Annotated in this window: 16 protein-coding genes; 3 read left to right on the top strand and 13 right to left on the bottom strand. The window is 34.7% G+C overall.

Features of this window, described 5'->3' with window-relative positions; genetic code table 11:
- The first annotated feature begins 7 nt into the window (after positions 1-7).
- The 3 genes from PQF96_RS24320 (at position 8) to PQF96_RS24310 (ending at position 8,614) form a co-directional block, all read left to right on the top strand.
- The gene (locus tag PQF96_RS24320) at positions 8-6,319 is read left to right on the top strand and encodes a DEAD/DEAH box helicase (protein WP_271769137.1); all 6,312 of its coding nucleotides are present in this window, start codon (positions 8-10) and stop codon (positions 6,317-6,319) included.
- Positions 6,320-6,413: 94 nt separating this feature from the next.
- Positions 6,414-8,402: a UvrD-helicase domain-containing protein gene (locus tag PQF96_RS24315; RefSeq protein ID WP_271769134.1), complete on the top strand. Its 1,989-nt coding sequence runs from the start codon at positions 6,414-6,416 to the stop codon at positions 8,400-8,402.
- Between the two features lie 11 nt (positions 8,403-8,413).
- Positions 8,414-8,614, top strand: a complete 201-nt coding sequence (locus tag PQF96_RS24310) for a hypothetical protein (protein WP_271769132.1) — start codon at positions 8,414-8,416, stop codon at positions 8,612-8,614.
- A gap of 121 nt (positions 8,615-8,735) precedes the next feature.
- Here PQF96_RS24310 and PQF96_RS24305 read toward each other — a convergent pair whose 3' ends face one another.
- The 13 genes from PQF96_RS24305 to PQF96_RS24245 all read right to left on the bottom strand — a co-directional run bounded on the left by PQF96_RS24305 (position 8,736) and on the right by PQF96_RS24245 (position 24,620).
- On the bottom strand, positions 8,736-9,764 hold the full coding sequence (locus PQF96_RS24305) for a zonular occludens toxin domain-containing protein (RefSeq protein WP_271769130.1): 1,029 nt from the start codon (positions 9,762-9,764) through the stop codon (positions 8,736-8,738).
- On the bottom strand, positions 9,706-10,665 hold the full coding sequence (locus tag PQF96_RS24300; RefSeq protein WP_271769128.1) for a hypothetical protein: 960 nt from the start codon (positions 10,663-10,665) through the stop codon (positions 9,706-9,708). Before PQF96_RS24300 ends, PQF96_RS24305 begins: the two co-directional genes overlap by 59 nt.
- 6 nt (positions 10,666-10,671) lie before the next feature.
- Positions 10,672-11,127 carry a hypothetical protein gene (locus PQF96_RS24295; protein ID WP_271769126.1) on the bottom strand — a complete coding sequence of 152 codons (456 nt, stop codon included), beginning with the start codon at positions 11,125-11,127 and terminating at the stop codon, positions 10,672-10,674.
- 24 nt (positions 11,128-11,151) lie between these two features.
- Positions 11,152-11,640, bottom strand: coding sequence for a hypothetical protein (locus PQF96_RS24290; protein WP_271769125.1), 489 nt, complete (start codon positions 11,638-11,640; stop codon positions 11,152-11,154).
- A 26-nt stretch (positions 11,641-11,666) separates the two neighbouring features.
- On the bottom strand, positions 11,667-11,921 hold the full coding sequence (locus tag PQF96_RS24285; RefSeq protein ID WP_333968236.1) for a hypothetical protein: 255 nt from the start codon (positions 11,919-11,921) through the stop codon (positions 11,667-11,669).
- A gap of 21 nt (positions 11,922-11,942) precedes the next feature.
- Positions 11,943-12,611, bottom strand: a complete 669-nt coding sequence (locus PQF96_RS24280) for a hypothetical protein (RefSeq protein WP_271769122.1) — start codon at positions 12,609-12,611, stop codon at positions 11,943-11,945.
- An 18-nt stretch (positions 12,612-12,629) separates the two neighbouring features.
- Entirely contained in the window at positions 12,630-12,989 is a 360-nt protein-coding gene (locus PQF96_RS24275; protein WP_143916952.1) for a hypothetical protein, read from the bottom strand.
- Positions 12,990-12,992: 3 nt separating this feature from the next.
- The gene (locus PQF96_RS24270) at positions 12,993-13,337 is read right to left on the bottom strand and encodes a hypothetical protein (protein WP_143916953.1); all 345 of its coding nucleotides are present in this window, start codon (positions 13,335-13,337) and stop codon (positions 12,993-12,995) included.
- Positions 13,334-14,353, bottom strand: a complete 1,020-nt coding sequence (locus PQF96_RS24265) for a DUF7192 family protein (RefSeq protein ID WP_271769119.1) — start codon at positions 14,351-14,353, stop codon at positions 13,334-13,336. The genes PQF96_RS24270 and PQF96_RS24265 overlap by 4 nt, the downstream gene beginning before the upstream one ends.
- A 7-nt stretch (positions 14,354-14,360) precedes the next feature.
- Entirely contained in the window at positions 14,361-15,317 is a 957-nt protein-coding gene (locus PQF96_RS24260) for an AAA family ATPase (protein ID WP_143916955.1), read from the bottom strand.
- Between the two features lie 33 nt (positions 15,318-15,350).
- Positions 15,351-19,631: a strawberry notch C-terminal domain-containing protein gene (locus tag PQF96_RS24255; RefSeq protein ID WP_271769116.1), complete on the bottom strand. Its 4,281-nt coding sequence runs from the start codon at positions 19,629-19,631 to the stop codon at positions 15,351-15,353.
- A gap of 97 nt (positions 19,632-19,728) precedes the next feature.
- The gene (locus tag PQF96_RS24250; RefSeq protein ID WP_140591455.1) at positions 19,729-20,151 is read right to left on the bottom strand and encodes a hypothetical protein; all 423 of its coding nucleotides are present in this window, start codon (positions 20,149-20,151) and stop codon (positions 19,729-19,731) included.
- A complete protein-coding gene (locus PQF96_RS24245; RefSeq protein ID WP_271769113.1) occupies positions 20,148-24,620 on the bottom strand; it encodes an Eco57I restriction-modification methylase domain-containing protein in 4,473 nt (1,490 codons plus the stop codon). The genes PQF96_RS24250 and PQF96_RS24245 overlap by 4 nt, the downstream gene beginning before the upstream one ends.
- Positions 24,621-25,241: the final 621 nt, after the last annotated feature.

Here is a 25,241-nt window from a genome sequence, read left to right as displayed (position 1 = left end):
AAAGTCTATGCTACCATTATTACAAGCAAATGAAATAAAACGCGCAGTAGTAGATTACCTAAAGTCTACTTTCAATTTTGAAGATGCTACATTAGATCAATCTTTTGAACAGTTTCTTTTAAATGAGAGAAGAGGTATGTTTAAGGGGCCGTATATGCAGCTTAGATTACCTTTTGATAAGGTTGAGGAAGATGTGGATAAAGAAGCTTTAGCCAAAGCTCTATTCGTTAAGCCTCCTTTCGCTCCGTATCATCATCAATTTGTTTCTTTTACAAAATTATCAACACGAAATGACCACAAGCCAGAACCGGTAATCCTAACAACTGGAACCGGGTCAGGTAAAACCGAAAGTTTCTTGTTTCCATTGTTAGATTATTGCTATCAGCATAGAGAAACGCCTGGGATAAAAGCCATAATTCTATATCCAATGAATGCACTAGCTACAGATCAGGCTAGGAGAATTGCCGAAGAAATAAATAATTTTGAAGATGAAGCTGGTAAGCAAGTTCTGCAAGGTAAAATACGAGCTGGACTATTTATTGGTGAAGGTAAAGACAAGAATGGAGTTCGCAATACAAGAATGGGCGAAGACCATATTATCGAAGATAGAGATACGCTTGTAAAATCTCCTCCAGATATTCTACTAACTAACTTTAAGATGCTTGATTTTGCTCTATTGCAATCAAGATTTCACAATTTATGGCATCATAATTTTAAAAATACAAGCCTGCTGAAGTTCATCGTTTTAGATGAGCTTCATACCTATGATGGAGCAAAAGGGTCTGACGTAGCTAACTTGATACGCCGTTTAAAACTAAAACTTAAATTACCTAAAGATCAAATTGTTCCTGTAGGAACATCAGCGACAATGGCTGGGGGAGATGAAGGTAAGCAAGAATTAGTTGAATTCTTCTCTAAAGTTTTTGGAGTTAAAGTAACTGTAGACTCTGTAATTGAAGAACAGCGACAAGAACCTGATGAGTTTTTTACCGACACTATCGAAACCCCAAGTGTTAATCTCAAAAATGTATCACAATGTGCATTCTTAGAAAATGATACATATAAAACTTATTTAGAGAGACAGCTTCAATTTTGGGGTTATTCAGGTTTAAATGCAAGTGATTTAGGACTTGCTTTAAAACAAAATGGATGGTTTTTTGAGTTACTGAAGATATCAAAATCTAAAGTGGTAGAGATTAAACCACTACTTAAAAGATGGAAAGATAAGATTGGAGTTGAGTTAGAACCAGAGAATGTTAGATTATTGTTCGGTTCCCTATTATCCCTCATAACTTATGCAAAAGAACAATCAGGTAAAAAACAATTTCCATTTCTCTATTTACAAATCACTTATTGGTTACGTAGTCTTTCAAAAATAGTAAGGAAGCTTCAGCCTAACCCTGTTTTTGAATGGGAAAGTGATAGTAACCCAAATGATAAGGCTAAATCCTTGCCACCTTATTTTTGTCGCGATTGTGGTGGAAGTGGTTGGATTGGGATTAAGAAGGAACAGAATGTTCATTTTGAAGAGGATTTAAAAAGAACTCGCCAACAATTAATCGCGAACAATCAAAACAAGAACCTTTACTTTATTAGTAGTCTTGAAGATAAAAATTATACAGAGATATATGCTTCTGATTATAGCCATTCTGGAGATGAGATTGATGGTTATTTACATCCTCACTCTCTAAGTATCTATGATAATTATGAAAGTGAAGAGTACTTTAAAATACTTGGAACTCGCGTTGTTGATGGCAATAGAGTAGACAAGATTTGCCCACACTGTAATTCAAGAAATACGTTAGCTCTAATTGGTACCGGTGTACCTACACTAGAATCTATTGCTACGGCACAAGTATTGGCAACTGCTACTGATCCGACTAAAGATGGTCAGCGAAAATTACTTGCATTTACTAATGGGGTACAAGATGCTGCACATCAAGCTGGTTTTATCGAAAATCGAAATTTTCGTTTTGGAATGCGACACGCTATTCAAACAATATTAAAAGATTCGGAGGAATCAATAAAGTTATCGGAAGTCTATGAACGATTTATTGGTTATTGGAGAGCAAATTCCGATGATGATGGAAAAGGTAATCTAGAAGCCTATTATTATAAATTCTTTCCGCCAGATTGTGAAGCCCGTTTAGAAATAACGGATTATAAAAACAAGAGCGGAAAATTTAGTAGTGTTTTCGACAAGGAATTTTCCAATAGAATGTCTTGGGAAATTTGGGCTGAATTTTCTTATCGAGCTAGTATTGGTCGAACGTTAGAAAAAACGGGAGCTTCGGCAACTCACTTTGATACTGAATTGATGGGGGAAGTTTATGACCAGATGAAGTATTGGCTAGATGAAAATGAATTAGGAAGTACTATTGATAAAGAGCCATTCCTAAAGTTTCTAAATGGTTTTTTACATAGATTGAGAACAAAAGGGGGTGTAGATCATCGGTACTTAAAAAAGTACAGGACAGAGCGTACTAACTCTTATTTGATAGGTCATAGAGGAAATGTCAATCAACAATTCTTCTTAATGAAGAATTTTGGGCCTTCATCTAGACTTCCAAAATTTTTAGCACTCACAAGTGGGGCAAATACAAGAGCTTTTGATGTCGTACAAACAGCCTCTAAAGATAATTGGTTTAGTTCTTATTTTAAGAAGTGTTTTCAAACAATTGTGTCTGAAGAAAAAGAACTAATTAATGATTTCTATGCTCAACTTTTAGATTATTTAGATTCTAATAGAATACTCGATAAACGAGTAGCGGCAGGTGTTACTAATTATGGTCTAGCAGAAGATAGCATTTATATAAGTTCTGAAGTGCAGTTGTTTGGATGTACAAGTTGTGGGCATCAAGTAAATACTGGTTCTAATGGAGCAGATTTAGTAAAAGAGATGAAGTGCTTGCAATATAGGTGCGTTGGTCATTATGAAGTGATTGAGAATTCCCAACTAGATTATTATAGAATGGTCTACAATAGAGGACGGTCTTTAAGAATTTTTGCAAAAGACCACACAGGACTTATTGATAGGGATGAAAGAGAAAAACTAGAGTTTGACTTTAAGAAGCAGCCTAAGCAAAATAGTACTAACGTATTAGTCGCTACTTCTACTTTAGAAATGGGTATTGATATTGGAGATTTGAATGTTACTTTTAATTCATCATTACCACCCGAAACCGCAAATTATTTACAACGTATTGGACGTGCAGGAAGGTCGAGTGGTACTTCAATGATATTGAATCTAGCGGGAAGAGACGAACACGATTTATACTACTTTCAAGATCCTCAGGACATGATGAGTGGTAAAATAAAAACACCGGCTTGTTATCTTGAGGCAAAAGATATTTTGAAAAGGCATTTTATGGCTTTCTGTTTTGATAATTGGGCAGCTTTAAATCCAGAGGATAACAAAATCCCACCTTTGGTAAGAATGCTCAGGATAAAATCGCTGAAGCCAGGAGATACAAACTTCCTTTTTCAAAAAATAGCTGCCTATATTGAATCAAATAAAACACAGTTATATCAAACATTTGTTGACCAATATAAAGACCAATTAGGTGAAAAATCTATTGGTCTATCCTCAATATTTGAGGATTTAAGTTCGGGTAGATTAATAAATCGATTGACAAGAATTCATAAGGATATTCTTGCGGAGTTAGAATATTACGCTAAGAAAGTAAAGGACGTAAATAAAAGATTAAGAAGCCTACCAGAAACAGGTAATGAAACTGTGATTTTAAAAAATGAAAAAAGAGCTTTGTCAAGTGCCATATATAATATACATAGGCGTAATGTAATTGAGTATCTCACAAATGTTGGAGTGCTTCCAAACTATGCTTTTCCAGAAACTGGTGTTACTCTGAATGCTCAGATAAAAATGAAAAAGCAAGTTGACGGAAAGACAGAATATAAATACGAGGACTTTAGTGAAATAGTAAGACCAAGCTCTTCTGCATTAACAGAGCTTGCACCTGCAAATACTTTTTATTCACAAGGTCATAAACTAAAGTCCGAAGGATTAGAAATAAAATCTCAAGAAGATTATGAAGAGCATCGTTTTTGTAGTAATTGTGACCACGTAAGAAAAGAGATTGACGTAGAAGAACATCAAACCGAATGTCCTGTTTGTGGACACGGTTCCTGGTCCAGTTTAAATAACCGCAAATTATTAGTCAAACTTCAAGGGGTATTATCTGTAAATGACAAAGAAGATTCTAAAATAACAGATTCGTCCGATGATAGAGAACGAAAATTCTATCAGAAATCTGTACATATAAAAATCAATCAATCCTCTTCTCAGGGTGCTCACGTTCTGAAAAGAGTTCCTTTTGGAATTGAGTTTTTCCAAGATGTAGATTATTTGGAAATCAATACTGGAATTAGAGAAGAAGGCTTTTTTGGCACACGAGAAATTGAAATTAATGGAATAAAACATCCACAAGTGGGTTTTGTGGTTTGTAAAACCTGTGGCAAGTCCACGGAGCGTCCACTTACAGAAAGAGAATTGACCAATAGAAGACGAGCATACCACTTCCCCTATTGTTCAAATAGGGAAGCTGTTTATGATGATACTATTGATGATGTTTTTAATGAAATCTATCTGTATAGAAAGTTTAATACGGAGGCACTATCTATTTTATTACCGATTCAAGAATTTAGGTCAGAAGAACGTATAGCATTATTTAAAGCAGGTCTACAACTAGGGCTTAAAGAATATTTTAAAGGACGACCAGACCATATATTAATTAGAGAAAACGAAATATTTAATAAGGCCTCTAATCGCAAAGATAGATACTTAGTTTTCTATGAGACAATTCCAGGTGGCACAGGCTATTTATCTAAATTATTTGACACTGAAGTGTTCACTGATATTTTGAAAAAAGCCTATGAAAGAATTGCTTTTTGTTCCTGTAAACAAGAAGGTAAGGATGGATGTTATAGATGTATTTATACTTACGGAAATCAATATGAACGAACAATTTTAAGTAGATCAGAAGCACAAGAATTATTTTCAGATATCATTGAAAAAGCAGATGAGTGGAACAACATAGAAAGTTTACAAAGCGTAAGCACTTTTGCTAATAGTGAAGAATCTGATTTAGAATGGAAATTTGTAACCCTGCTTGAAAGCTTTTCTAACCGATATAAAGGATCTACTTGGAAGCAAGAAAATGAAAAAGGTCTCAAAATATATAGATTGAAATTAGTCTATGGAGATAGTGAGATTGTATACAAAGTATATCCTCAAAATTTAGGTAGCGCTCTTCAGGGAGTTTCCTTGAAAACAAGGCCAGATTTTGTAATGAATTGTGTTCGATTATCTGAAAATGGAAAAGAATGGTCATTGGATGACATAGAGACATTAAAATCGATTGCAATTTATCTTGATGGATATGAATTTCACGCAAGTGAGAATCATCCGAGATTTCCTTCTGATTTGGCTATTCGAAATAATATTATTGATTCAGGGAGATACAACCAATGGATTTTTACTTGGGGAGATTTTTCTGAAAACATGTTTAATGAAAAGGATATTGTCGGATTAAAACAAGATGAAAAAGTTATCAATGATAAATTTTTCTTGAAACATCCATCATTTAAGGGTTACAGTGTGAACGACATATTTTTTAATAATAATATAACTAGATTTTTTCATCTGATTATTAATCCTCTTACCAATATTGATTTAAAGAAATGGTCAAGTCTGGCACTATTTAATTCGCAAGCCAAAATGATGGACGTCTTCTACAGCCCAGATGATATAGAAACGATATTATCGCAAAGAAATGTTTCTGGAATTGTAAAAACTCCCCCTGGACTTGTTAATTACGTATTTGCAGATGGTATAAAGTTTAAAGATGAAGCAACATTTGGAATATTTATCCGCCCTCAAGATTTTCAAGTAAAAGCTTATGGTGCTTTTAAAATGGTTCCTTTTTGGCAAAAAGACAACTGGATAATGTTCTGGAAAATCTATAACCTAACGCAATTCCATAGTATTAAAGTTAAGTCATTAGATGTCGAAATTAAAGCTAAGGTTAGTGAGTCTAAAAGTGAAATAAGTGATACAGTTCTTTCAAATTTTGATGAAGAATTACACGATATCGTAAAACTATTATTTAAAAATAATATTGAGTTCAATATGGAGTACGACTTTGACCTTATAGAAAATGATGTAATTATTGCTTCAGCGGAATTGGGTTCACATACTAAAAAGATTGTTTTAAATCCATTTGATGAAGAATCAAAACAAACATTTATAAAGAACGGATATAAAGTCTTTAGTCCGAATAATTTTAAATTAGAAGAGTAATATGAATCACGCAATAAAACTATTTATACACGATTCTTTTTTCGATGCTTTTTCGGTGCTACCTAGAAAAATTCAGAAGAAGACTAGGGAGTTTATGAAAAAATTCAAAGAAGACCCTAAGTCTAGTGCAATCAATTATGAGAAGATAAGTACGTTTAGAGATCAGTCTTTAAGAACCGTTAGAATTGATCAAAAGTATCGGGCTATTATTCAAGCCCCTGAAGAAGGAAATGGATATCATTTACTTTGGGTAGATAATCACGATGAGGCTATGGATTGGGCTCAAAATAAAGTGTTTGAATGGAACTCAAGTACACAGTCATTTCAAATGTATGATAAGCAGACTACGGAAGATAGTAAAGTGGTTGTTCACGATAAGGCTTCTGCAAGTACACCTGTTCTATATAAGTCTTATACAGATTCCCAACTTACTCAAATTGGAGTGCCAAATGATTTGCTAGAGCTTGTAAGAAGTATCGAGCGTGTGGAACATTTAGAAAGCTATGCTTCAAATATTCCAGCAGATGTATACGAATACCTTTATTATTTATCCGAAGGTATCTCTATTGAAGATATATTAGAAGAGATAGAAGCTGGTAAAGTTGAAGATTCAGAAATGTTAAGTCCAAATGCTCAGAAGAGTGTGTATGTGCTTACTGATGATGGTGATTTAGAAAATATTTTGTCGGGTGATTTTGAAAAGTGGAAGTTATTTCTTCATCCATCACAACGTTCAATAGCTTATGGAGAATTTAAAGGACCATTAAAAGTTACTGGAAGCGCAGGGACAGGTAAAACCGTTTGTGCTTTACATAGGGCAAAACATTTAAGTCAAAAATTAGAGGCTTTTGATAAGCCAATCTTATTTACAACCTATACCAAGAGCTTAACACAGTATTTAAGTTCAGTAACAGAGAAGTTCAATATTCCAGAAAGTGAAATTGAAATAAATAATATTGATAAACTAATATTTGATGTTTCGAAAAACTCAAATGTTATTGAGTCTTCATCTGGAATGATAAATAGTTCTCAAGAACTAGAATTATGGAAAGAAATTATTGAATATAACCCATCAACCTTTGATGAAAGATTTCTTCAAGAAGAGTATAATGATGTAATATTATCTAATTCAGTAGTTTCTTTAAATGAGTATTATAAGACATCTAGAATTGGCCGTTCTGTTAGAATTGGCCGTCAACATAAAACTCAAATATGGGAATTATGCGAGGAGTTTAAGAAGGCTAAACAATCTAACTATACCAAGTTTGAACTATGCAATTTGCTTATTGCGCATTATAGAGAAGAAGCTGATAAACCGTTTTCACATATTATATGTGATGAAATCCAAGATTTCTCAAATCTTGAATTAACACTGTTGAGATTATTGGTGTCTGAAAAAGCGAACGATTTATTTTTGGTTGGAGATCCATTCCAAAACATTTATGGAAGAAGGATTAATTTTTCTAAATCAGCAATACACATTAGAGGTAGAAGGTCTAGAAAATTGAAAGTTAATTACCGCACGACTGAGGAAATTAAAAAGAAGGCGGTAAGTATTCTTTTTGATGAAGTGTATGATAATTTTGATGGAGAAGCCGAGACTAATGCAGGTTATGTGAGTTTAATGCACGGTGCCGACCCATTGTATCAAACATTTTCAAGTCCAGAGGAAGAAGATTCTTTTATAAGTGTAGAGATTCAGAAATTGCTAAGTAACGAAAATGTTAATCCTAGCGATATTTGTATTGCCGGAAGAACTAACAAGATTGTTGATGATACAAAGACACTTCTGAATGAATTACAACAGAAATATACTGACATTAAAGCAAGTCGAAGACCAAACGAATCTGTAGTGGTTTCAACTTTTCATAATTTAAAAGGACACGAATTTAAACACTTGTTTGTAAGAGGTTTTAGTAATGACCTTGTGCCATTTAAACATCCAGATTTTGACACCTATTCCGATGTTCAGAAAAGAGGGTATTTGAAACAAGAGAAATCTCTTTACTATGTGGTGTTTTCAAGAGCAATTCAGACTCTTATGATTTCTGGAATAGGCGAGAAATCTGATTGGATAAAATAACTGTATAAAGATTGGCAACACTAATACTGACTGCAAAAGCAAGTACAAATAAAGTAAGTAACTTAGAAGAAGTACTCAATACGGCTGATTTTCCAGAAGACATTCCAAACAAAGCGGACAAAGGCTATCAACTCAGGAAAAATCGGAGATTATCAAAGAAAAGAAAACTGAGAAATCATATTTTAAAGAAGGAAATAAAAATAAACCTTTAACTCATTGGGAAAAGAAATTCAATAAACTTATCGACAAGAAAAGGTTTAAAGTGGAAATTCTTACCAAATCAGCCAGAACGTCAGCAACAACCTGATCAGCTAATTTGCTTCATAGAGAGGGTCAGCTTAGTCTAATGTATTCAGGACTTAGAATTTTATCATCGTGATAACGTAGATAATCTGAAATCAGTTTTATGATAGCTGCATTGCGGTCCTTATAAATAGGTTTGTTATAAAAATCTAGCTCATTAAGCATCATACGAATTGTTGATTTTTCTTCCTGATCAATAAAGCGTTTACAAGCTCGAATATAGGCTGCTCTAGTACATCCACTAACTTTTCTTCTCCGCATATCGATATATACAAAAAAGCTTCGCTGCTTCTTGTATTCCGATTCGGTCTTAAACTTACCTTCATCCATTGCTCTGGAGCATAAATCATACTGCTCATTAACTATGAGCTGTGCTATTCTAACTATTGAATAATTAGGGATTCTCTCTTTGTATTTTGTAACGGGATCAACCTGATGATGTAATCGTATCCAAGTACACGCCTGAAATTGTGTTGTGGTAACTTTACCTAAAGATTGATGCGAAAACAAAATATCAATTCCCTTATGTCTAACGGTAGTCAAAGCTCCAATAAGAGATTGCCCTTTTGCACCCGTCATATAACTATCCGTATCATCCAACACTATAAGACCATTCTTAAAATGATTTACTATTTTTTCCGCCACTTCTCTCTTTTCTATGTTACTCATAGCTTTACCGCCTTTCTTAAAAGGAAGGATTCTTCTAGCAGCAACTTTTGTTAATGCCTTTATATAATTTGGACTTACAGTACGAAATGTCGGATAATCATGTCCATTGGTATCAAACGCTAAAACCTTTCTCCCTTTTTTACCCTTTTCTGGATTATCTTTCATATAGTATTTGATCTCCAAATTAGTACGAAAGGTCTTTCCAACTCCCATTTCTCCAATGATAAGCATCACAAACGGATCACGTTCTAAATCTTCATTACTATATACAATAGGTTTCCTACCCTTAGTAGACTTTTTCTTGATCTGTGATTGTGCTGACATACCTCCATCATTTTGTGCTATCTTCTGCCACTTCGACAATTGCGTTTTCCATTCTTGGTTCCTCATCGTATTCTTCTTGAACAATTACAGGATCTACTACTTCTTTTTCCTTTAAAGGCACTTCTTCTCTCTTAGGTTCTGGTTTTCCATTAATCTCCTCATAAGCCATATCAAGAACATCTTCTTCTGAATCATCATCTTCTAAATCGATATCTGAATATCCTTTTTCTTCCCTTACGATATCCAATATGCGCTCTACTAAAAGATCATTTTCTGCCTTGATCTCCATTACTACCCGACCTTTTTTAAACAATATTGATAATACAACAGCCATCAATTGTCTTTCTGGAGTAAGCTTTTTTGCTTTTCTTTTTAGTATCTGAACTAATAATGGTTTTAATAATGCTTTATCTTCCTTATCTAATTTTATCCGCTTTACATTCTTGTCATTCTGAACATCAATGAGTTCTATGATTTCATCAAAGTCATAGAATTCCTTATGCTTTTTGATCTTTACAAAATACCCTCCTCCTAAATCGATCAAATTATTAACCGTCCCAAAAATGCTATCAGCAGCTTGTTTAGCAGCATCCGTAGGCAACTCAAATTCCTCTTTCTCCGCATCACTACTTGTTTGTGAATTATCATCACTTATAGTTGACTCATTCTCAAATCTTTCGTCAATTTCCTGTTCTGGCGCATCCAAAGGGGTTTCATCCTTCGTATCAAAAGTTTCCTGTTCCATTGTTCTTCCTGAATTCTTTTCTGCTTCATTAAAATCATTCCTTTGTCCTGGTCTATCTGGTTTCCATATGTTCCAATCATTAGGTTTTGTTACACCAGCTATTTCCTTCTCAATGACTGCCTGATTTAACGGACTCAAAACTTCATCTTGAATATCTTCAAAACCAATATCATTCGGGTTTTTCAATACATCTACCACTTCTTTCTCCAACTCTTTCTTCATATCTTCTTAGTTTATCTGCGCTATAAATTGAATAAGGTTTTCTTCTAAGGTTTCATATCGACCTACAAACGGTTTATTAAACTGCGGAACGGATAGGATTTCTTTACAATTTTTAATGTGATAATATGCTCCGAATTTCCCTTGATCGAAATGTTTTCCCATCTCATTATATGTTAATCTTGTATACTGACTTATGAGATGATAACTCGCCATACGAGCATCTTTATATTCTTTTGTTACCTTACCATTTACTTCTTTATGTTCAACTTCAAAAATTTTAAAGGCTTCGGAAATCACAAAAACAGTAATCAACTTAAGCCGTTGTGTTTTATTTTTTCTAACTATTATCGTTCCTGATAGTTGCCTTATAATATTTATGGCTTTCTGCATCCCAAACTTCCCAATCAACTTGTCAATACTTTGTTGTAAATCCGAATATTCTTTCCCTGCTATTTTTTCCATACTAGATCCCCTTTTTTTTAAGGCTTACTTCATTAAAACTATATCGTATACGTGATAAAAAAAAGAAGTTCTTTCAAGCATGTATTTACCGATTATCGTATCTCCTCCAATCTTGGTTTTTAATCCCATATCTCGCAATTTTGATCTCTTAAAACCTTTTGTTCTTTTCATTTTTACCAACTCATCCAAAATCATTTCATCAGTTTTCTCCTTTATGGGAGCTGTTTTGGGTGGTGATTTTTTGACAATAACTTCTGGTTTCTTTGGAAGTTCTGTACGCTTGTTATTCGTTAACTGATCTTCATATTCTTCTTCAATATCCTCTAAAATCTCTATATCCAATTTCTCTAATTGCTCCATTAACTCCTGAAGGTTTGGTTCTTCAATAGTATCTACTAATGCATACAAATCATCATAGATCTGTATCATTTCCTGAATAGGTTCTGGAAGCTCTTTTTTCTTTAAGTTGTTGCTTTTCAAAAACTGTTTGAATTCAATTACTTTATTTTTCATTTTGTTTCTGTTTAAGTGTTAATAAACTATTTTACAGGGATTAACTTTCCTGCGGATTTTGCTTCTATTGATTTCTCAATCTGATAAGAAATGAGAGCAGTTAAGGCAGATGTTGCTAATACAACTCCTAAATTTTTTGCCAATTCCTTCCCTTTAGGAACACCAAATTTGAACCCTTTTCGATTTGCATTAGTACCTAGATTATAGTACACTAGGGCTTCTGCAAAACCAATCGCTAATCCTACTCCTGTAATTATGACTACTGTTTTGTCTATTTTCATACTGCTTATTTTATGGATATATTACGATTCCAACTTTTCTTCTATTTTATCAAATTTCTCTTGCAATTCGTCATTATCCTTTTGCCCTCTTAAAGCATTCATTCCATAGATTTTTAACAGACTGCGATGTGTGTTTTTAAGCAGTTTTTTGGATTCCTTTTGTACTTCAAGATTATCTTCAAGCTTCTCTGGAATTAAATTTCCTAGAGAAATAAAATGTCCTCTAATTTTTATGTACGGTGAGGGTTTTGGTTTTGGTCCTTCTTCTTTTCTTTTCTCCTCGTTATACTTTTTAATCTTGACACGGCATTGTTTGATTTCATTAAGAACTTCATCTAAATCTTTTTTAGTAGTTGTTCTTTTAGGGCTCTCTTTTTTAGTTTCTTTTTCTTTCTTTTTTGATGTGTTTCCGTTCTTCTTTGAAGTAGTAGCTCCTTTTTTGCTTGATGCAGATTTTGTTTTAGTTTCTTCCTCAATGGGATCTCCACAAGGAGTCTCTACAATAGCATCTGGAGATACTTTTGTGACCATTTTGTAGATTTTATCAATATTATCTCCTGCTGCTTTTTCAAAAGCATCTTTAGCACCTATCTCATTGTAATCATCAATAATTCCTTTTACCGATTTTTGAAGGGCTTCTGGTCTTACTTTAGAAAGGTCTAGTTTTAATAAATCCTGTATTGTTGCCATTTTACTTGTTTTTATGGGTTACGCACTTTTTGCATTCAATTCTAGCTCTATCTCTACTTCTAATAGCTCTATGGCTCTTGCTCGTTCTCTTTCCTGAATTCGTATTTCTTCTACGGATAGCTCTTTTTTCACAGTCGATTTCTTCTTTGAAGTATCTCCTGAAGTACTTTTAGCATCACGATTCAATAATCGATATAGAAGCTCATCCGCTTCTTGCGCTTTTACATCAGCTTTACTAAAGCCTTTGGATTCATTTTTAATTACTTCAAAGGCTTGAAGCGGATCAAGCTTTTTTTTGGTTCTTACCAAAATTTCTTCCTGATTCTGGATCTCAACTGTTTTCAGGTCTTTTACTTTTGTGTCTTTTGTTTTGTACATAATTTAAAGTGTATGATCAATTGAAAATTCTTGTTTATATAATGTTGTCAAACTCAAAAAGAAATCATTCGCTTCTTCCTGATCCGAATAATGAATAGAACAATTTTGTGGAGTACCATCCATATCAAAACATTCGTAACGATAACATTGTATTGGGCGATCAACATTGCTAATATCAATTGTTGTCCATCTTAGGATTCTGGTTTTTTTATGCATTGGTGATTCCATAATTCTGAAATCCCTACAATGTTCCAAGCATTCCTTATTAATCACGACAGCTCTATTCATAATAGCATTGATGATATGTTTCTCAATATTTTGGATTTTCTTAGCGGTCTTCTTTTTCATTTCTTATTGATTTGTGCGGTGTAAACCTCTATAACCTCAGTGACTTCATTAACTGCTCCACTCATAGAATAACTCTGTTCAAAAACAGCATAGTGGTCTTGCTCCTTTCGTATTTCTTTTACAAAATCTTTACCCATATTCCCCTTTAGTGATCCCAATCCATCAGGTATGTTTAGACCAAAATGATCACTCAATGCTATAAGTGCTTTAAATCCTCTATAGCGAAAATATCTTGGGTCACTTGTCATCAATAACAATTGGTTTTTATCCAATCTATCCTGAAATCGTTTGATCCGAATGACACCCATAGCTACGTTGCCTTTAAATGAGGTTCCTAATAGCGCATTCACTTCTACTGCCACTCCTCGTATCTCCATAAATTCTACCAATTCAGCACACGCCAAACCGACATATAAAAGTTCATCTCCTTTTACGTTGGCATTACCTCCTGCCATTAGATACAAGCTCAATGCTGGATAAGAAGATTTTCTATCTTTGAAATAGGCAAATACACTTTTTACCGCAGTCGTTTTATTTGAGGTATCTAATTCTATTTGGAGTTGGCTAATGGCATTGTCAATTGGAATTTTTGATCCTGTAGGTTGTAATCGATATAATCCCATTGCTGCACGATCAAATGAGAAAACACCTAAACCTCTATCATTATATGCCACTTTCGGTTTTGAAAGGATTTGGTTATCCATAAGTTTTATGTACTCGGATAACTTGTCTTTGATCTTTGGTTGAATTGTCCGCAATAGTTCCATTCCAAGAAAATATCTATGTTCATTCAATTCACTCACATCTCTTGGGATTGGAGATCCATACCAAGTACTACCTCTTTTAATTGATGAAGCTGTTGTTTCATTCATCCTTTTCAACACCCCACGATTATCTTCATTCAAGGAAGCAGCTTGTGCATCTACAAAGTCATTAAATCCCTGTACGCTATCGAAATAAGAATAATAGGTGGTTCTTCTTCCTCGTTTTTTAGTATGTATTTTAGTTAAACCCATAACATGCTTATCCTAACCTCTTTTTGTACTCAGTCTTAAATTCATTTAACATCACAACCCCTTTGTATGAGTTTAGAAAACCTTCCAGATTCACATCAAGTTTGATTTTCTTCGCCTTATCAGGATTCATCACCATAAAGTAGCTTTCTAAGGCATCCTTTAAGGTTTTACCATTTGGGACTTTGCGATAAGGTTTGCCATGTTCGTCTTTTAGTCCAGTAGCTCTTTTCATCTCAAGCTCATAAGCTCGTTCCATATTGAGCATTGTTCTTAAAGTCATTATATCTTCAGTATCATCATCGCCTAATTCTTTTCCTTCATGGAATAATATGGCTTTACGTATTTTAATACATATATCTGCTACTGGAGCATAGACTAATTGACGTTCTAACACTTCATTAAACCCAATCCTATAGATACATCCGCTAAAGCGATCTAAAAGGGATGCATCCTGTTTATTGTTGCCTACATAATTCCCACTTGCTCCTTTCCCAATGACATTTCCCGTTGCAATGCAGCCAAAGTCATGATGTTTTACAATAGGCTCATTAAGACCGTTAAAAATGATTGCATCAGGTTTTGAACTCTTAGCCAATGCATCATTTAACAATCCTGCTGTATTAGCATCTAATTTTGGCATCTCATCAAGGATTATTATTTTTCCATCCCTCCAAGCTTCAATAAGCGCACCCTCTTTATATCCCGAAATTGTCTGACCGCCCTTAATATCAATTGGTGATGTCCATTGATTACAATTCACTACTACAAAAGGCAATGCTTTCTTATCATTTTCAGTTCTTCCGAATAGGGCATAGGCTACTTTTTCTCCCAACGTGGTTTTACCTGTTCCGGCACTTCCTACCAGAAATACATTGTTTCCGCTACTCAAATCATCCAATACCTTCATAAAATTTGGGATCTGCTTGATCTCTGGAATATCTAAGGTGTATGTTCTTCTTTTCATATCATTTTATTAACTGTTGTTTGCTACTAATCTTTAAGCGGTTTGAAGACTATGATATAGCCTTAACTGATCCAGTACTTCATCAATAGCATTAATTTCCTCTATCATATCTTCATAGGCAGTTCTACCTAAATCCTCCTCGTTATACCTTCCAAAAACAAATTCAGGATTGCCATCTTCGTGGGGATTATTAGTGATAAAGAATCCCAAAGTATCTTTGGCTTCGTAAAGCGCTTGCTTTGATGCTTCTTCTACGATAGTCTCAAATTCTTTCTCTACTGGAGTACCACTAATTGCTTGCTTCCATGCTCTATACGGAATCACCACATTCTTGAAAATGGGAATAAGTGAATAGTTGTATTTCTCTTTATCACTAAGGGGTCGGGTATAGGATACAGTACCAAAAGTATACTTCGTGTCCCCTGGTTCTTTGTACTCTTTGAATCCTGTAATTGGATTGCTTCCTTGCCCGTATGGTCTGCCCAATTCATAGGAATAGTTACCTTCGGATTGTTTTGTATTTCGATCCCAATCTTTTTGATTTTCAACTTCCCAATCTTCTAACTCTTTCGCTTTGCCTAAAAATTGTAAACCATAAGTATTCAATTGTTTTAGAAATGCGCTTAAGTTCTTCAGATGAAGTACTCCCGTCATTTCACCTCCATTTTGAACAAAATCTGGTAATTCATCCTCAGTCTGACCTTCCGCCCTTCGAATTAATTCACGTAGTTTGGGATCTATTGCCATTTTATAATTCTCCCCTTTATGGATATATACCTGTAAATAGTTCTCGCCAATACGTTTGAAGCGAAGCTGATCCTTTTGATCTGAAAAGAACTCATCTGTAGAAAGACCAACGATAATGTTAAACGCTTCTGAAATAGGCAACAAAGCTTTATTCACACCATCTTTACCAAATTCCTTATCCATCAGAATGCCATTTTTAATGACACCTGTTTTCGTATTGTATTTAACTAGTTTGTTTTCTCCTCCAATTGCTTGAGATGCGGCAACAATATTTTCAGTTAGAATGTGCCTTTGTTCTCGTTTGGATGATGCCTTTTTTATCAGTTCATTCCATTCTATTGGAATTTGTTTACGTTCTTCTTCTGAAATATCATTACTCTGTGTATAAATCAAACTTATGTATGCGTGTTCTTCAGGTTGCAATGAATACGAGATAAGTCTACGGGAATCTGCAACTGCAAATCGTAATTGTATGTTGCCGTAGGTGTATGGATTTTTAGCAGATGTACCTAACGAAATTCCTAAAAACATGCCCCAAGAAGGTTCTTTAGTAGGGTTCAGAAATGGTATTTTCAGTACTTGTCCGATATCAAAATACCCCACATACTTTACAATTTGTTTTTTGACATATTCTAACTTTTGTAGGTATTCATTTACTGCACTTAATTTTTCTTCGATCAATTCTTGCAGCTTTTCTCGGTCATTCGCTATTTTTTCATTTTCATCATCATCTTTTCCACTTCCTATATCAGGTAAATCCTTCAATTCTTCCCGAAGCTTATGAACAACTTCCATTCGCTTCTCCCTGCGTTCTTCTATTAGCAATGGGAATTTTTCATTGATGTCATTCACAAGTTCCGCACGTACTTGCTGCGGTTTTCTTCCATCCAATGCTTTGGTGATACGATTTTCTACATCTTGCTTGGTTAAGGGACGTTTTAAATTATTCACAATGCTTACCTCCCGAACGGTATCTTTTCCAAATGGAGTATTCCCACCATTCCCTTGTTTGAATAAGTATCTTTTTTTAATCTCAGCATCTAAAGGAAGAAATTCCGTTTCTAAATCATACGTTCCTTGTTGTTTCTCAAGCTTGATCTGGTGATCATAGCGCTCCAATAAAACATTGTATAGATTATCCTGATCTTCTACTAACAGTAAACCTGCACGTCCTGTAAGCTGTCTTATAGCTCCTTCTTTGCCATCATTACGTTCATAGTATTTTGCGCCTGTTTTTCTATCTGTTACTCTATGATAGGTAGGATGCCCTAATTTTGACATCATTTCAGGGTTTTCATTGATCCATTGCCAAGCAACTTTATCTCCGTATTTATTTAAGAAATCCGCACTTTTAAGGGTATCATCATTGGTATTTTGAGATCCGGTGGTGTTTGCATCCAAAGACTTTAATTTTGCCTTTAGCATCGTCATCAATCTTCGTTCTGTTGGGATATCACTTGTGATATAATAATACTCAGGTAAATTCACCTGACCTGTTCGATTAATACGCCCCCTTTTTTGTACTTCAATATTTATGTCCAACTCAAACTGATGAATAACCATAGAACGCTGTCGTTGATCAGCGAAATCTTCAGAAGCATGAGCAGATTGACCTGTACTTCCACTTTGATTAATTAATAACACATCATACTCACCAGAGTTGAACAATCGAAAAGACTTCTCCGAATCACTTCTAAAAGATGACACCACTACATCGTCACCATTATAGCGTACTTTTTGATTTCTTCCAGTAACTTCCGCCACTTTGAAATACTCATCATCGTGACCTCCTAAATTGGAAGGTTTTTTTTCATTTTCTATTAACTGCACAAGTTGGTCAATAGGGGAAATACTTAGTCCTGAACTTTCTAAAAGCATTGCCTTTTTAATCCTGGTATATTCCTCTTGACCTTTTTTAGATAATTCTTCAATCGCTATTCGTTGCCTGCTTTTTTTACCATCAATATCTGTATAGCTATAGAAAAAAATACTATCCAATCCTTTTATTAAGGTTCTTACAAAATCCAATTCTTCTTTTGGTAAAACATCACCACTTGATAGATTCAGATCCTTTAAAAATGCACCCATTGTGGATTTGAAAGCGATAACTACCTTCTTGTCCTCTCTTAAAAGTGAAAGTGTTTTCTTTGCCACTTCTTCAACTTTCAAAGCGAAAAGCATTTGATCTACGATATTAAATACTCTTGAAAAATAAGGAGCTTGTTTTACACCTAAACCTCTAGGTTTATCTCCCATTCTTTCTCCTTGGGCTTTTGCATCTGCATGAATTAAGCCGAGAATTGGAGCTACATATTCTTCCTCAAATCGAACTACCTCATTCATCAATTTGATAATCCGATTTACACTTGCCCTGTTTTTACTTCGGCTTGGTTCTTCATCCAAAGTGATATACTCCACTTTAATTCCCTCACTTGAGCGTTGCCTTCTAATCAGCTGACCACTTTCTGCAAGATTAGAAGCTACAATTTCCTGAAGCGCCAATCCTCCGCTACGCATAGCCGTAACAAACGCACCATCTTTTAATCCTGTTTCGGAAATAGCCGTTTTCTTGCCGTAAAAAGGCATTACCTCTGGATACTTTGCAAAAGTTGCACTTAAAAAACAACAAGAATGTGTTTTAGGCAGTACCCTACGCATCCAGTTTCCAATGATAGAATCAAATCCACCAGCACTATGAGATTCATCTAAAATGAACACTACTTTTTTATACCGTTTACTGCCAACAATACCACTCTCGCATATACTTTCTATCCAAGCACGTTTGTAATAACTAGCGGATTGGATCTGACTGTAGGTAGTAAATACCATATCATATCCACTTGGTAGGTAATCTATATTCTCATAGATAGTTACTGTTGGTGTGGTTTCAGGATTAGGTAGTTTTTTTCCTATCCTTTTATGCCATTCTATCGACTCTAAACTTTCCGTAGCTAAAGTCTTGGAAGTAGTAAGTAATTCCTCTTGAGCTTTACCTGATAATGGAGTAAAAATCACATTACCATCTGCATCTTTTATTTTAGCTCCTGAATCAGAACTGGAATTGACAATAAAGGGTTGGATATCTTCAAAACCAATTGCCTTTAAATCACGATACATATCCGTAAATAAACTAGGGCTTTTAGTAAAAAAAACAGGTAAATATCCTTGCATTACAGCATGACGAATAACGGCTGCTGCTTGTCTTCCTTTTCCGATTCCCGTTTGATCTCCTATGATAATCCCTTGTTGTCGCTCAAATTGTTTAAGGTATAAGGCTACTGCATCGACTTGCTCCGCAGCAAAAGCTTTCCATAAGGTTGCCGTAGATATATATTTTAATTCATTACGAACGTAGTTATCAATGTTTCCTTTTTCTTTCACAATACGGTTCAGCGCCTTTTGAACTTCGAAAGCCATATTTCTAGGAATAAGGGTATCCATTTTGAAACTTGCATTTGACTTCGGCACATAGGGAACAAGTGCAGTTTGATCTGCTGCCAGTTTTGCTACTTGGGCTGCATCCTGAGCGAACCCGTCTTGTTCTACCTGTAATTCAATATTCTCCATAATTCTCTTATTAATAGCTATCTTTTACTTTTTGTAGCGCCCAGCAAGCGACTTCTCCTTCATCATCATCACCTGCTGTGCAGCTACCTATCTATGATTACACATTTTCAAACCTTGATAGTACTTCTAAGTACCTTCGTAGAGTGGTATCCGCATATATTTGGACAGCTTCTTCCTTTTCCATCCCTCCATACATTAAGGAACTGTCAGGGACGGTATCGTCCAGTTTGCTCCAGTTTTCTTTGAGTGTCCAAATAGCAGTTTGCATTTTATCGTGGTACATCAGGAAATTTGCAATTTCTTCTACCGTTCTACTATCGGTATAGACAGTCTCCAAATATTCTTCAATAAGGGCAATAGGATCATCTCCTTCCTCCATTGACCAAGCTATTAAGTTGTGTAATCGAATAAAGATTCCTGTTTCGTGATCTTCGAAATTTTCAAAGGGTATTGGATTGCTAACCATAAATAAGGTTGCATTGCTATCCGAAGGCATTAATTGATTATTAAAAAATATCATAGTCCTAATTCTATTTTAAGTTGGGTGATAATCACCTCTAGTGTATATTCTTCTGCTTTTATATGGGAATTGATACGTTCCCATAATTCTGGAAAGCTATTCACCATTTGCTCGATTTCTGGGTTTTCACTCTTTGTGGGTGCAACACCTTCCGGTGTTTGTTTTCTTCCATTGATAAGGATCAACATCGTTTTAGTAACAGCTCCCTGTTTATTGTAAAGTTTATAGCTGTTCATATTGATAATATCATCCACACGATAATGGCGATATAACCAATTAAAAAAAGGCTTGTACTTCTCTATATATCCATCCTGACCGAAATACACATGCCCCATAATTATAATAGCTGCTTTTCCCGTATCCTTTAGCGTATGCAAAGCAAGTCCTGCCATAAAATGCTCTAAACGCATATGTTGTGCTACTCCGATTTGATTATTGAAGTATTTTTGCGTCCATCGCTCTTTGTCAAACTTTGAATCGTCCCAACTGGCAAATGGGGGATTGGTAACCATTACATCAAAAGAGTGTGTCAATTCTTCTGGAAAAGGTTCCGCAGCATTCAAATGAGTAATAGTATTGAACCTTTGTAATTCAAGAGAATATCTTCTACTCTTATCAATTTCATTTACGTGTGTTTTTTCTGGATCTGCACCAAGTACCAATAAGCCATTTCCAGCACTAGGCTCAAAAACCCATGTGGCATCAGACATTCGCGTATATTCGGCTACCATTGCTCCAATAGGACAGGGTGTGGAATATTGCTTAAATAATTCCTTACTACTATCCGAATAGGCATAGGTAGGTTGTACAGTATTCCAGAACTGGGTCATTTGAGCTAGGCGTTGTTCAAATGAAATAGGAAGGTTATATATCTGCTTATACCATAAAAGCCAACTGAGTTCAACGGCTTCCCATAAAACACCTAAATTCGGTGCGCCTGCTTCTTCCCTGATATTCTCTATTTTCTTTTTACTTAACCGTTCATTCCTGATATAGTGATCGTGCATAATTGCCACCACTTTATCCAAATAATCAGGATTCCATGATTCTTGTTCTTCTTCATTTTCCGAAGTCGCAAAGAAATCATCAATGAGAACTCTCGCCATTTTACATAAAGGTTCATCGGGATAGTTTTCTGCTATTCGACCTCCAAATAAATTGTTCAGAATAAAGTCACGAAAGTTGGCTATGTCACCCCTATCTATGACATAGCCATAATCTTTCGTCATCATTAAAAACTCAAAAAACAACTCGTCACGAAATACTTTGTCCTCTTTTCCAACTAATTTGTTAAGTTCCCTTGCTTCTTTTTTTAGGGCTAAAATTCGTTCTTCTCTATGCGCTTTACTATTCTTGCTTTTTTTGTCTTCTTTTTCTCCTATCGTGTGAATTTCCTTTTCGAGAATTGAAATCCATTTATTAAATTCTTTTTCTGTCTTCTCGTCCAATTTGATTTTATTAAGCTCATATCTATAGCCCAACTCAAATATTGATACATTGTCTATAAATGCTTGTTTCCCTGTGAAATCTATCGTAAAACCTTGTAAAGCAAACTTTTTTCGTATTTGATCTACTTCACTTGGTTTTATAAAAAAGAATTCTTCTAAAGATGATTTTTCAAGTTGTTCAGGTTCTTCCTCATTTTGAGCTGTTTCCTTTTTTTGCCGTTCTTCTATATACTCTTGTATTAGCTCTTTGGAATTATCAAGATCCTCAATTTTGAATTCAAGATCCCGATATAGTTCTTTGTCTTCTTTTTTGGATTTTGGCTTTCCTGTTTTTGGATTGGTATGTACTAGTTGCTGTTTCTTAAAATCGGCTTTTTCTTCTTCTATAATTCGTAGCGCCTTTTCAAAATCAGCAATAGGTCGATACATAGTAGCAGCGTGCCACCAAGATTGTCTTCCTCTTTCTTCATCTATAATACTTTGTAGCGGATAAACACTCTTGTAACCTCTATTTAGATTTACGAATAGATAATTTGGATCTGTTGGAAAACCTAATTCTTCGAACATTTCTTTACCACGTCTTTCCCATTCACGTAACATTGCAGATCTTGTTACTAAAAATCCATAGTCATTTGGATGCGCCATTTGAACCAATTCAAATAATTCTTTTGCACTCAATCCCGAAAGATTATCATCCGAAGCTTCTAACAAGTACGGAGCGATTTCCTGAATCTTTTTGGCATCTTTGATATATAATCCAGAATTAAATAGCGCTATGACCCTGTGAGGAGTTAAGACATTGGGAATCGTTGTTCCGTATCTTGTAATATCTGTGGTAACAGGATTCTTTTTTTCTATTTCAGTATTCTCTACATTTTCTTCAGGAACTATAATTTTCTCAGCGTTAGAAAGCATATATCGAATTGCCTTCTTAAGCTTGGTCATTGACATGGTACTGCCCCCATATATTACACCTTCGTTGATAGGTTTATGACTGCTTATAGCTATTCGCTTATTCTCAAGAACTTGAAAGCTAATCTCATCTTGATCAGATCTGATCCCATATCCATGTGGTTCTGACTCCTCTGGATAATATTTATGTTCGATAAGATCAGGTCGGGAATTGATAAACTTTTCAAAGTCCTTAACGATTTTAGCATCCAGTTTTGTCCAGGCTTGCTCTAATATATAACCAGAGCTGTGGGGAACTGTGAAAGGTGTGTATCCTAATGCTGCTGCATTTGAAAGGATCAAGTCTAAAAAAGTATTCCTGACAGCTTCTGGTTCTATATCATTAACCCAATCTTTTTGATCTGTAATAGTATTTTTAACTTCATCTAAAAATGTTATCTCATTTTCAACCTGTAATGCTTCTTCTAATGCTAATCGGAAAGTCGCTATTATTGTTTCAGTCTCGCCTTCAGTATCAATCTCTAAGTCGGTAAGTTTTTCAATCATTGATTGAACCGTAGTACGCTTTGAACCCGAATGTTTCGCATTAGTTTCTTCTTCTACTTCTACTGATTTGTCTTTCCCTAATTCTATTTCTTCTATTGAAAGTTCTATTCCTTGCTCCGTAGCAAACTCTTTTAGAGCTAACAAAGCAGATTGAACGGCTTTAAGCTTTTTCTTAGCCTTTATGGTGGTCGCTATAATTAATTCTGCACGTAGGTCTTTAGCAATCAATTCCAATGGACGCTGGATTGCTTCTTTTTTTGAATTGTATCTAGTATTTCCTCTTTTCGGTCTGAATTGATTATTACTTCCCGATCCAATTCGATTAAAAAATTCCAAACCATTCAAATAGTAGTCTTCTTCATCCCGAACTGTGGTAATAGATGCTTCCACTCTTACGGATTCAGGGAATGGAATTTCCAATACTTCTAATCGTTCTCCTGCGGTTTCAGATGTATATACTCCTTCCTCATCTGCGAGGGATCTTGATTCTATGGATTTAGAAAAATCATAATCGTTAAATGAAATGTAGTCTAAACCTAGTTCGCCTTTAGAGTTTGTTTGTCCTTCTATCAAATTAACTAGATCTAATACTTGCTCCCTAAAACCTTCAATTCCTATAAATGATGTCTTTCCTTTACTAACCAATGGATTATTGGCTGTCACTATTTTCAAGTTATCTCCTTCCCACAAAAAACCTGACCTTCCTCCATCAACCATCACACCTTCTATAAAATTACCCGTATTACCTATTCCTTTAAGTAATTCTAAAAATGCATTGCTCGTTTTAAAATCAGTACTATCAAACCCAAACTGGAAGTCCTCGGATTTTAAAAGTTCAGGGTGGTCTTGCAAAACAGGTTCAGGAACTTTCTTACCATTTCTTAAAGCTGTTAATACTGCAATTTTATGGTCGTGTTTTTCTTCTGCTAGAAAATCTGGATCAAGTAGTTGATCGTTAGAAATAGATTTCCCCGAAACCTCAAATAGATATGTAGCTTTTGTTTTAAGCCATACAAATTCCTCTTTTGGTGTATCTGTATTTTTTACTTCTTCTTGATTACTTTCAGAAATTCCTGTGATAATTCTTCCTTCATCAAATGCGTTTCTTGCTCTTTCTTTTAAATTCCTAGCAGTAACTTTAAGCCCTTTAAATTTATCTCCTAACTGAGATTTTAAAAACCGTTTTGCAATGTCCTCGGCTGAAACCCTGAAATCTTCAAAAACAACATAATCTTTATCTTTTATATCCTGATCTTCATTTTCAATCGAAACTGTCACCAAACTAAAAAGTTTGTGATCAATGTTACCTCTTACAACTTCATAAGATGGTTCAATTTTTACGGATATAAGATCTTTACTTTCTTTGTTAGCGTTTTCTAAAACACTTGTATACTTATCAAAAGAAGGACGAACCCCACGTATATACCAAATACCTTTGTTTCGATTTGCATTTTTAAATCCAATTGAAATAAGATATTTTTTTAAATCCGTATTAGATAATTCAGGATCAAATTCAAGCTGAATTCCTTTAGGAGTTTCGTTATATGATTTTGTTATTCTCATTTACTTCTTTTCTTTTCGTTAAATGAGATTATTGAACTTCACGCTTTACTAAAAACTCCGGTATCATCCCTATAGGAAATACTTGGTCATTGCTATAGTAAAAACACACGTGTCATCCTTATAGGAAATACTTAGTCATTGCTATAGTAAAAACTCACGTGTCATCCCTATAGGAAAAACCTAGTCATTGCTATAGTAAAAACTCACGTATCATCCTTATAGGAAATACTTAGTCATTGCTATAGTAAAAACTCACGTATCATCCTTATAGGAAATACTTAGTCATTGCTATAGTAAAAACTCACGTATCATCCTTATAGGAAATACTTAGTCATTGCTATAGTAAAAACTCACGTATCATCCTTATAGGAAATACTTAGTCATTGCTATAGTAAAAACTCACGTGTCATCCCTATAGGAAAAACCTAGTCATTGCTATAGTAAAAACACACGTGTCATCCTTATAGGAAATACTTAGTCATTGCTATAGTAAAAACTCCCGTGTCATCCTTATAGGAAATACTTAGTCATTGCTATAGCAAAAACTCACGTGTCATCCCTATAGGAAAAACCTAGTCATTGCTATAGTAAAAACTCACGTGTCATCCTTATAGGAAATAC

Origin of the sequence: Aquimarina algiphila (assembly GCF_947494415.1) — a bacterium.
Taxonomy (GTDB): Bacteria; Bacteroidota; Bacteroidia; order Flavobacteriales; family Flavobacteriaceae; genus Aquimarina; species Aquimarina algiphila.
Note: the sequence above shows the minus strand (reverse complement) of the source record. Positions and strands in the feature narration are given on the sequence as shown.

Excerpts from the sequence above, each read along its gene's own strand:
- PQF96_RS24320 (WP_271769137.1), top strand. The coding sequence starts at position 8 with ATGCTACCATTATTACAAGCAAATGAAATAAAACGCGCAGTAGTAGAT.
- PQF96_RS24315 (WP_271769134.1), top strand. The coding sequence starts at position 6,414 with ATGAAAAAATTCAAAGAAGACCCTAAGTCTAGTGCAATCAATTATGAG.
- PQF96_RS24305 (WP_271769130.1), bottom strand. The coding sequence starts at position 9,764 with ATGAGGAACCAAGAATGGAAAACGCAATTGTCGAAGTGGCAGAAGATA.
- PQF96_RS24300 (WP_271769128.1), bottom strand. The coding sequence starts at position 10,665 with ATGAAGAAAGAGTTGGAGAAAGAAGTGGTAGATGTATTGAAAAACCCG.
- PQF96_RS24295 (WP_271769126.1), bottom strand. The coding sequence starts at position 11,127 with ATGGAAAAAATAGCAGGGAAAGAATATTCGGATTTACAACAAAGTATT.
- PQF96_RS24290 (WP_271769125.1), bottom strand. The coding sequence starts at position 11,640 with ATGAAAAATAAAGTAATTGAATTCAAACAGTTTTTGAAAAGCAACAAC.
- PQF96_RS24285 (WP_333968236.1), bottom strand. The coding sequence starts at position 11,921 with ATGAAAATAGACAAAACAGTAGTCATAATTACAGGAGTAGGATTAGCG.
- PQF96_RS24280 (WP_271769122.1), bottom strand. The coding sequence starts at position 12,611 with ATGGCAACAATACAGGATTTATTAAAACTAGACCTTTCTAAAGTAAGA.
- PQF96_RS24275 (WP_143916952.1), bottom strand. The coding sequence starts at position 12,989 with ATGTACAAAACAAAAGACACAAAAGTAAAAGACCTGAAAACAGTTGAG.
- PQF96_RS24270 (WP_143916953.1), bottom strand. The coding sequence starts at position 13,337 with ATGAAAAAGAAGACCGCTAAGAAAATCCAAAATATTGAGAAACATATC.
- PQF96_RS24265 (WP_271769119.1), bottom strand. The coding sequence starts at position 14,353 with ATGGGTTTAACTAAAATACATACTAAAAAACGAGGAAGAAGAACCACC.
- PQF96_RS24260 (WP_143916955.1), bottom strand. The coding sequence starts at position 15,317 with ATGAAAAGAAGAACATACACCTTAGATATTCCAGAGATCAAGCAGATC.
- PQF96_RS24255 (WP_271769116.1), bottom strand. The coding sequence starts at position 19,631 with ATGGAGAATATTGAATTACAGGTAGAACAAGACGGGTTCGCTCAGGAT.
- PQF96_RS24250 (WP_140591455.1), bottom strand. The coding sequence starts at position 20,151 with ATGATATTTTTTAATAATCAATTAATGCCTTCGGATAGCAATGCAACC.
- PQF96_RS24245 (WP_271769113.1), bottom strand. The coding sequence starts at position 24,620 with ATGAGAATAACAAAATCATATAACGAAACTCCTAAAGGAATTCAGCTT.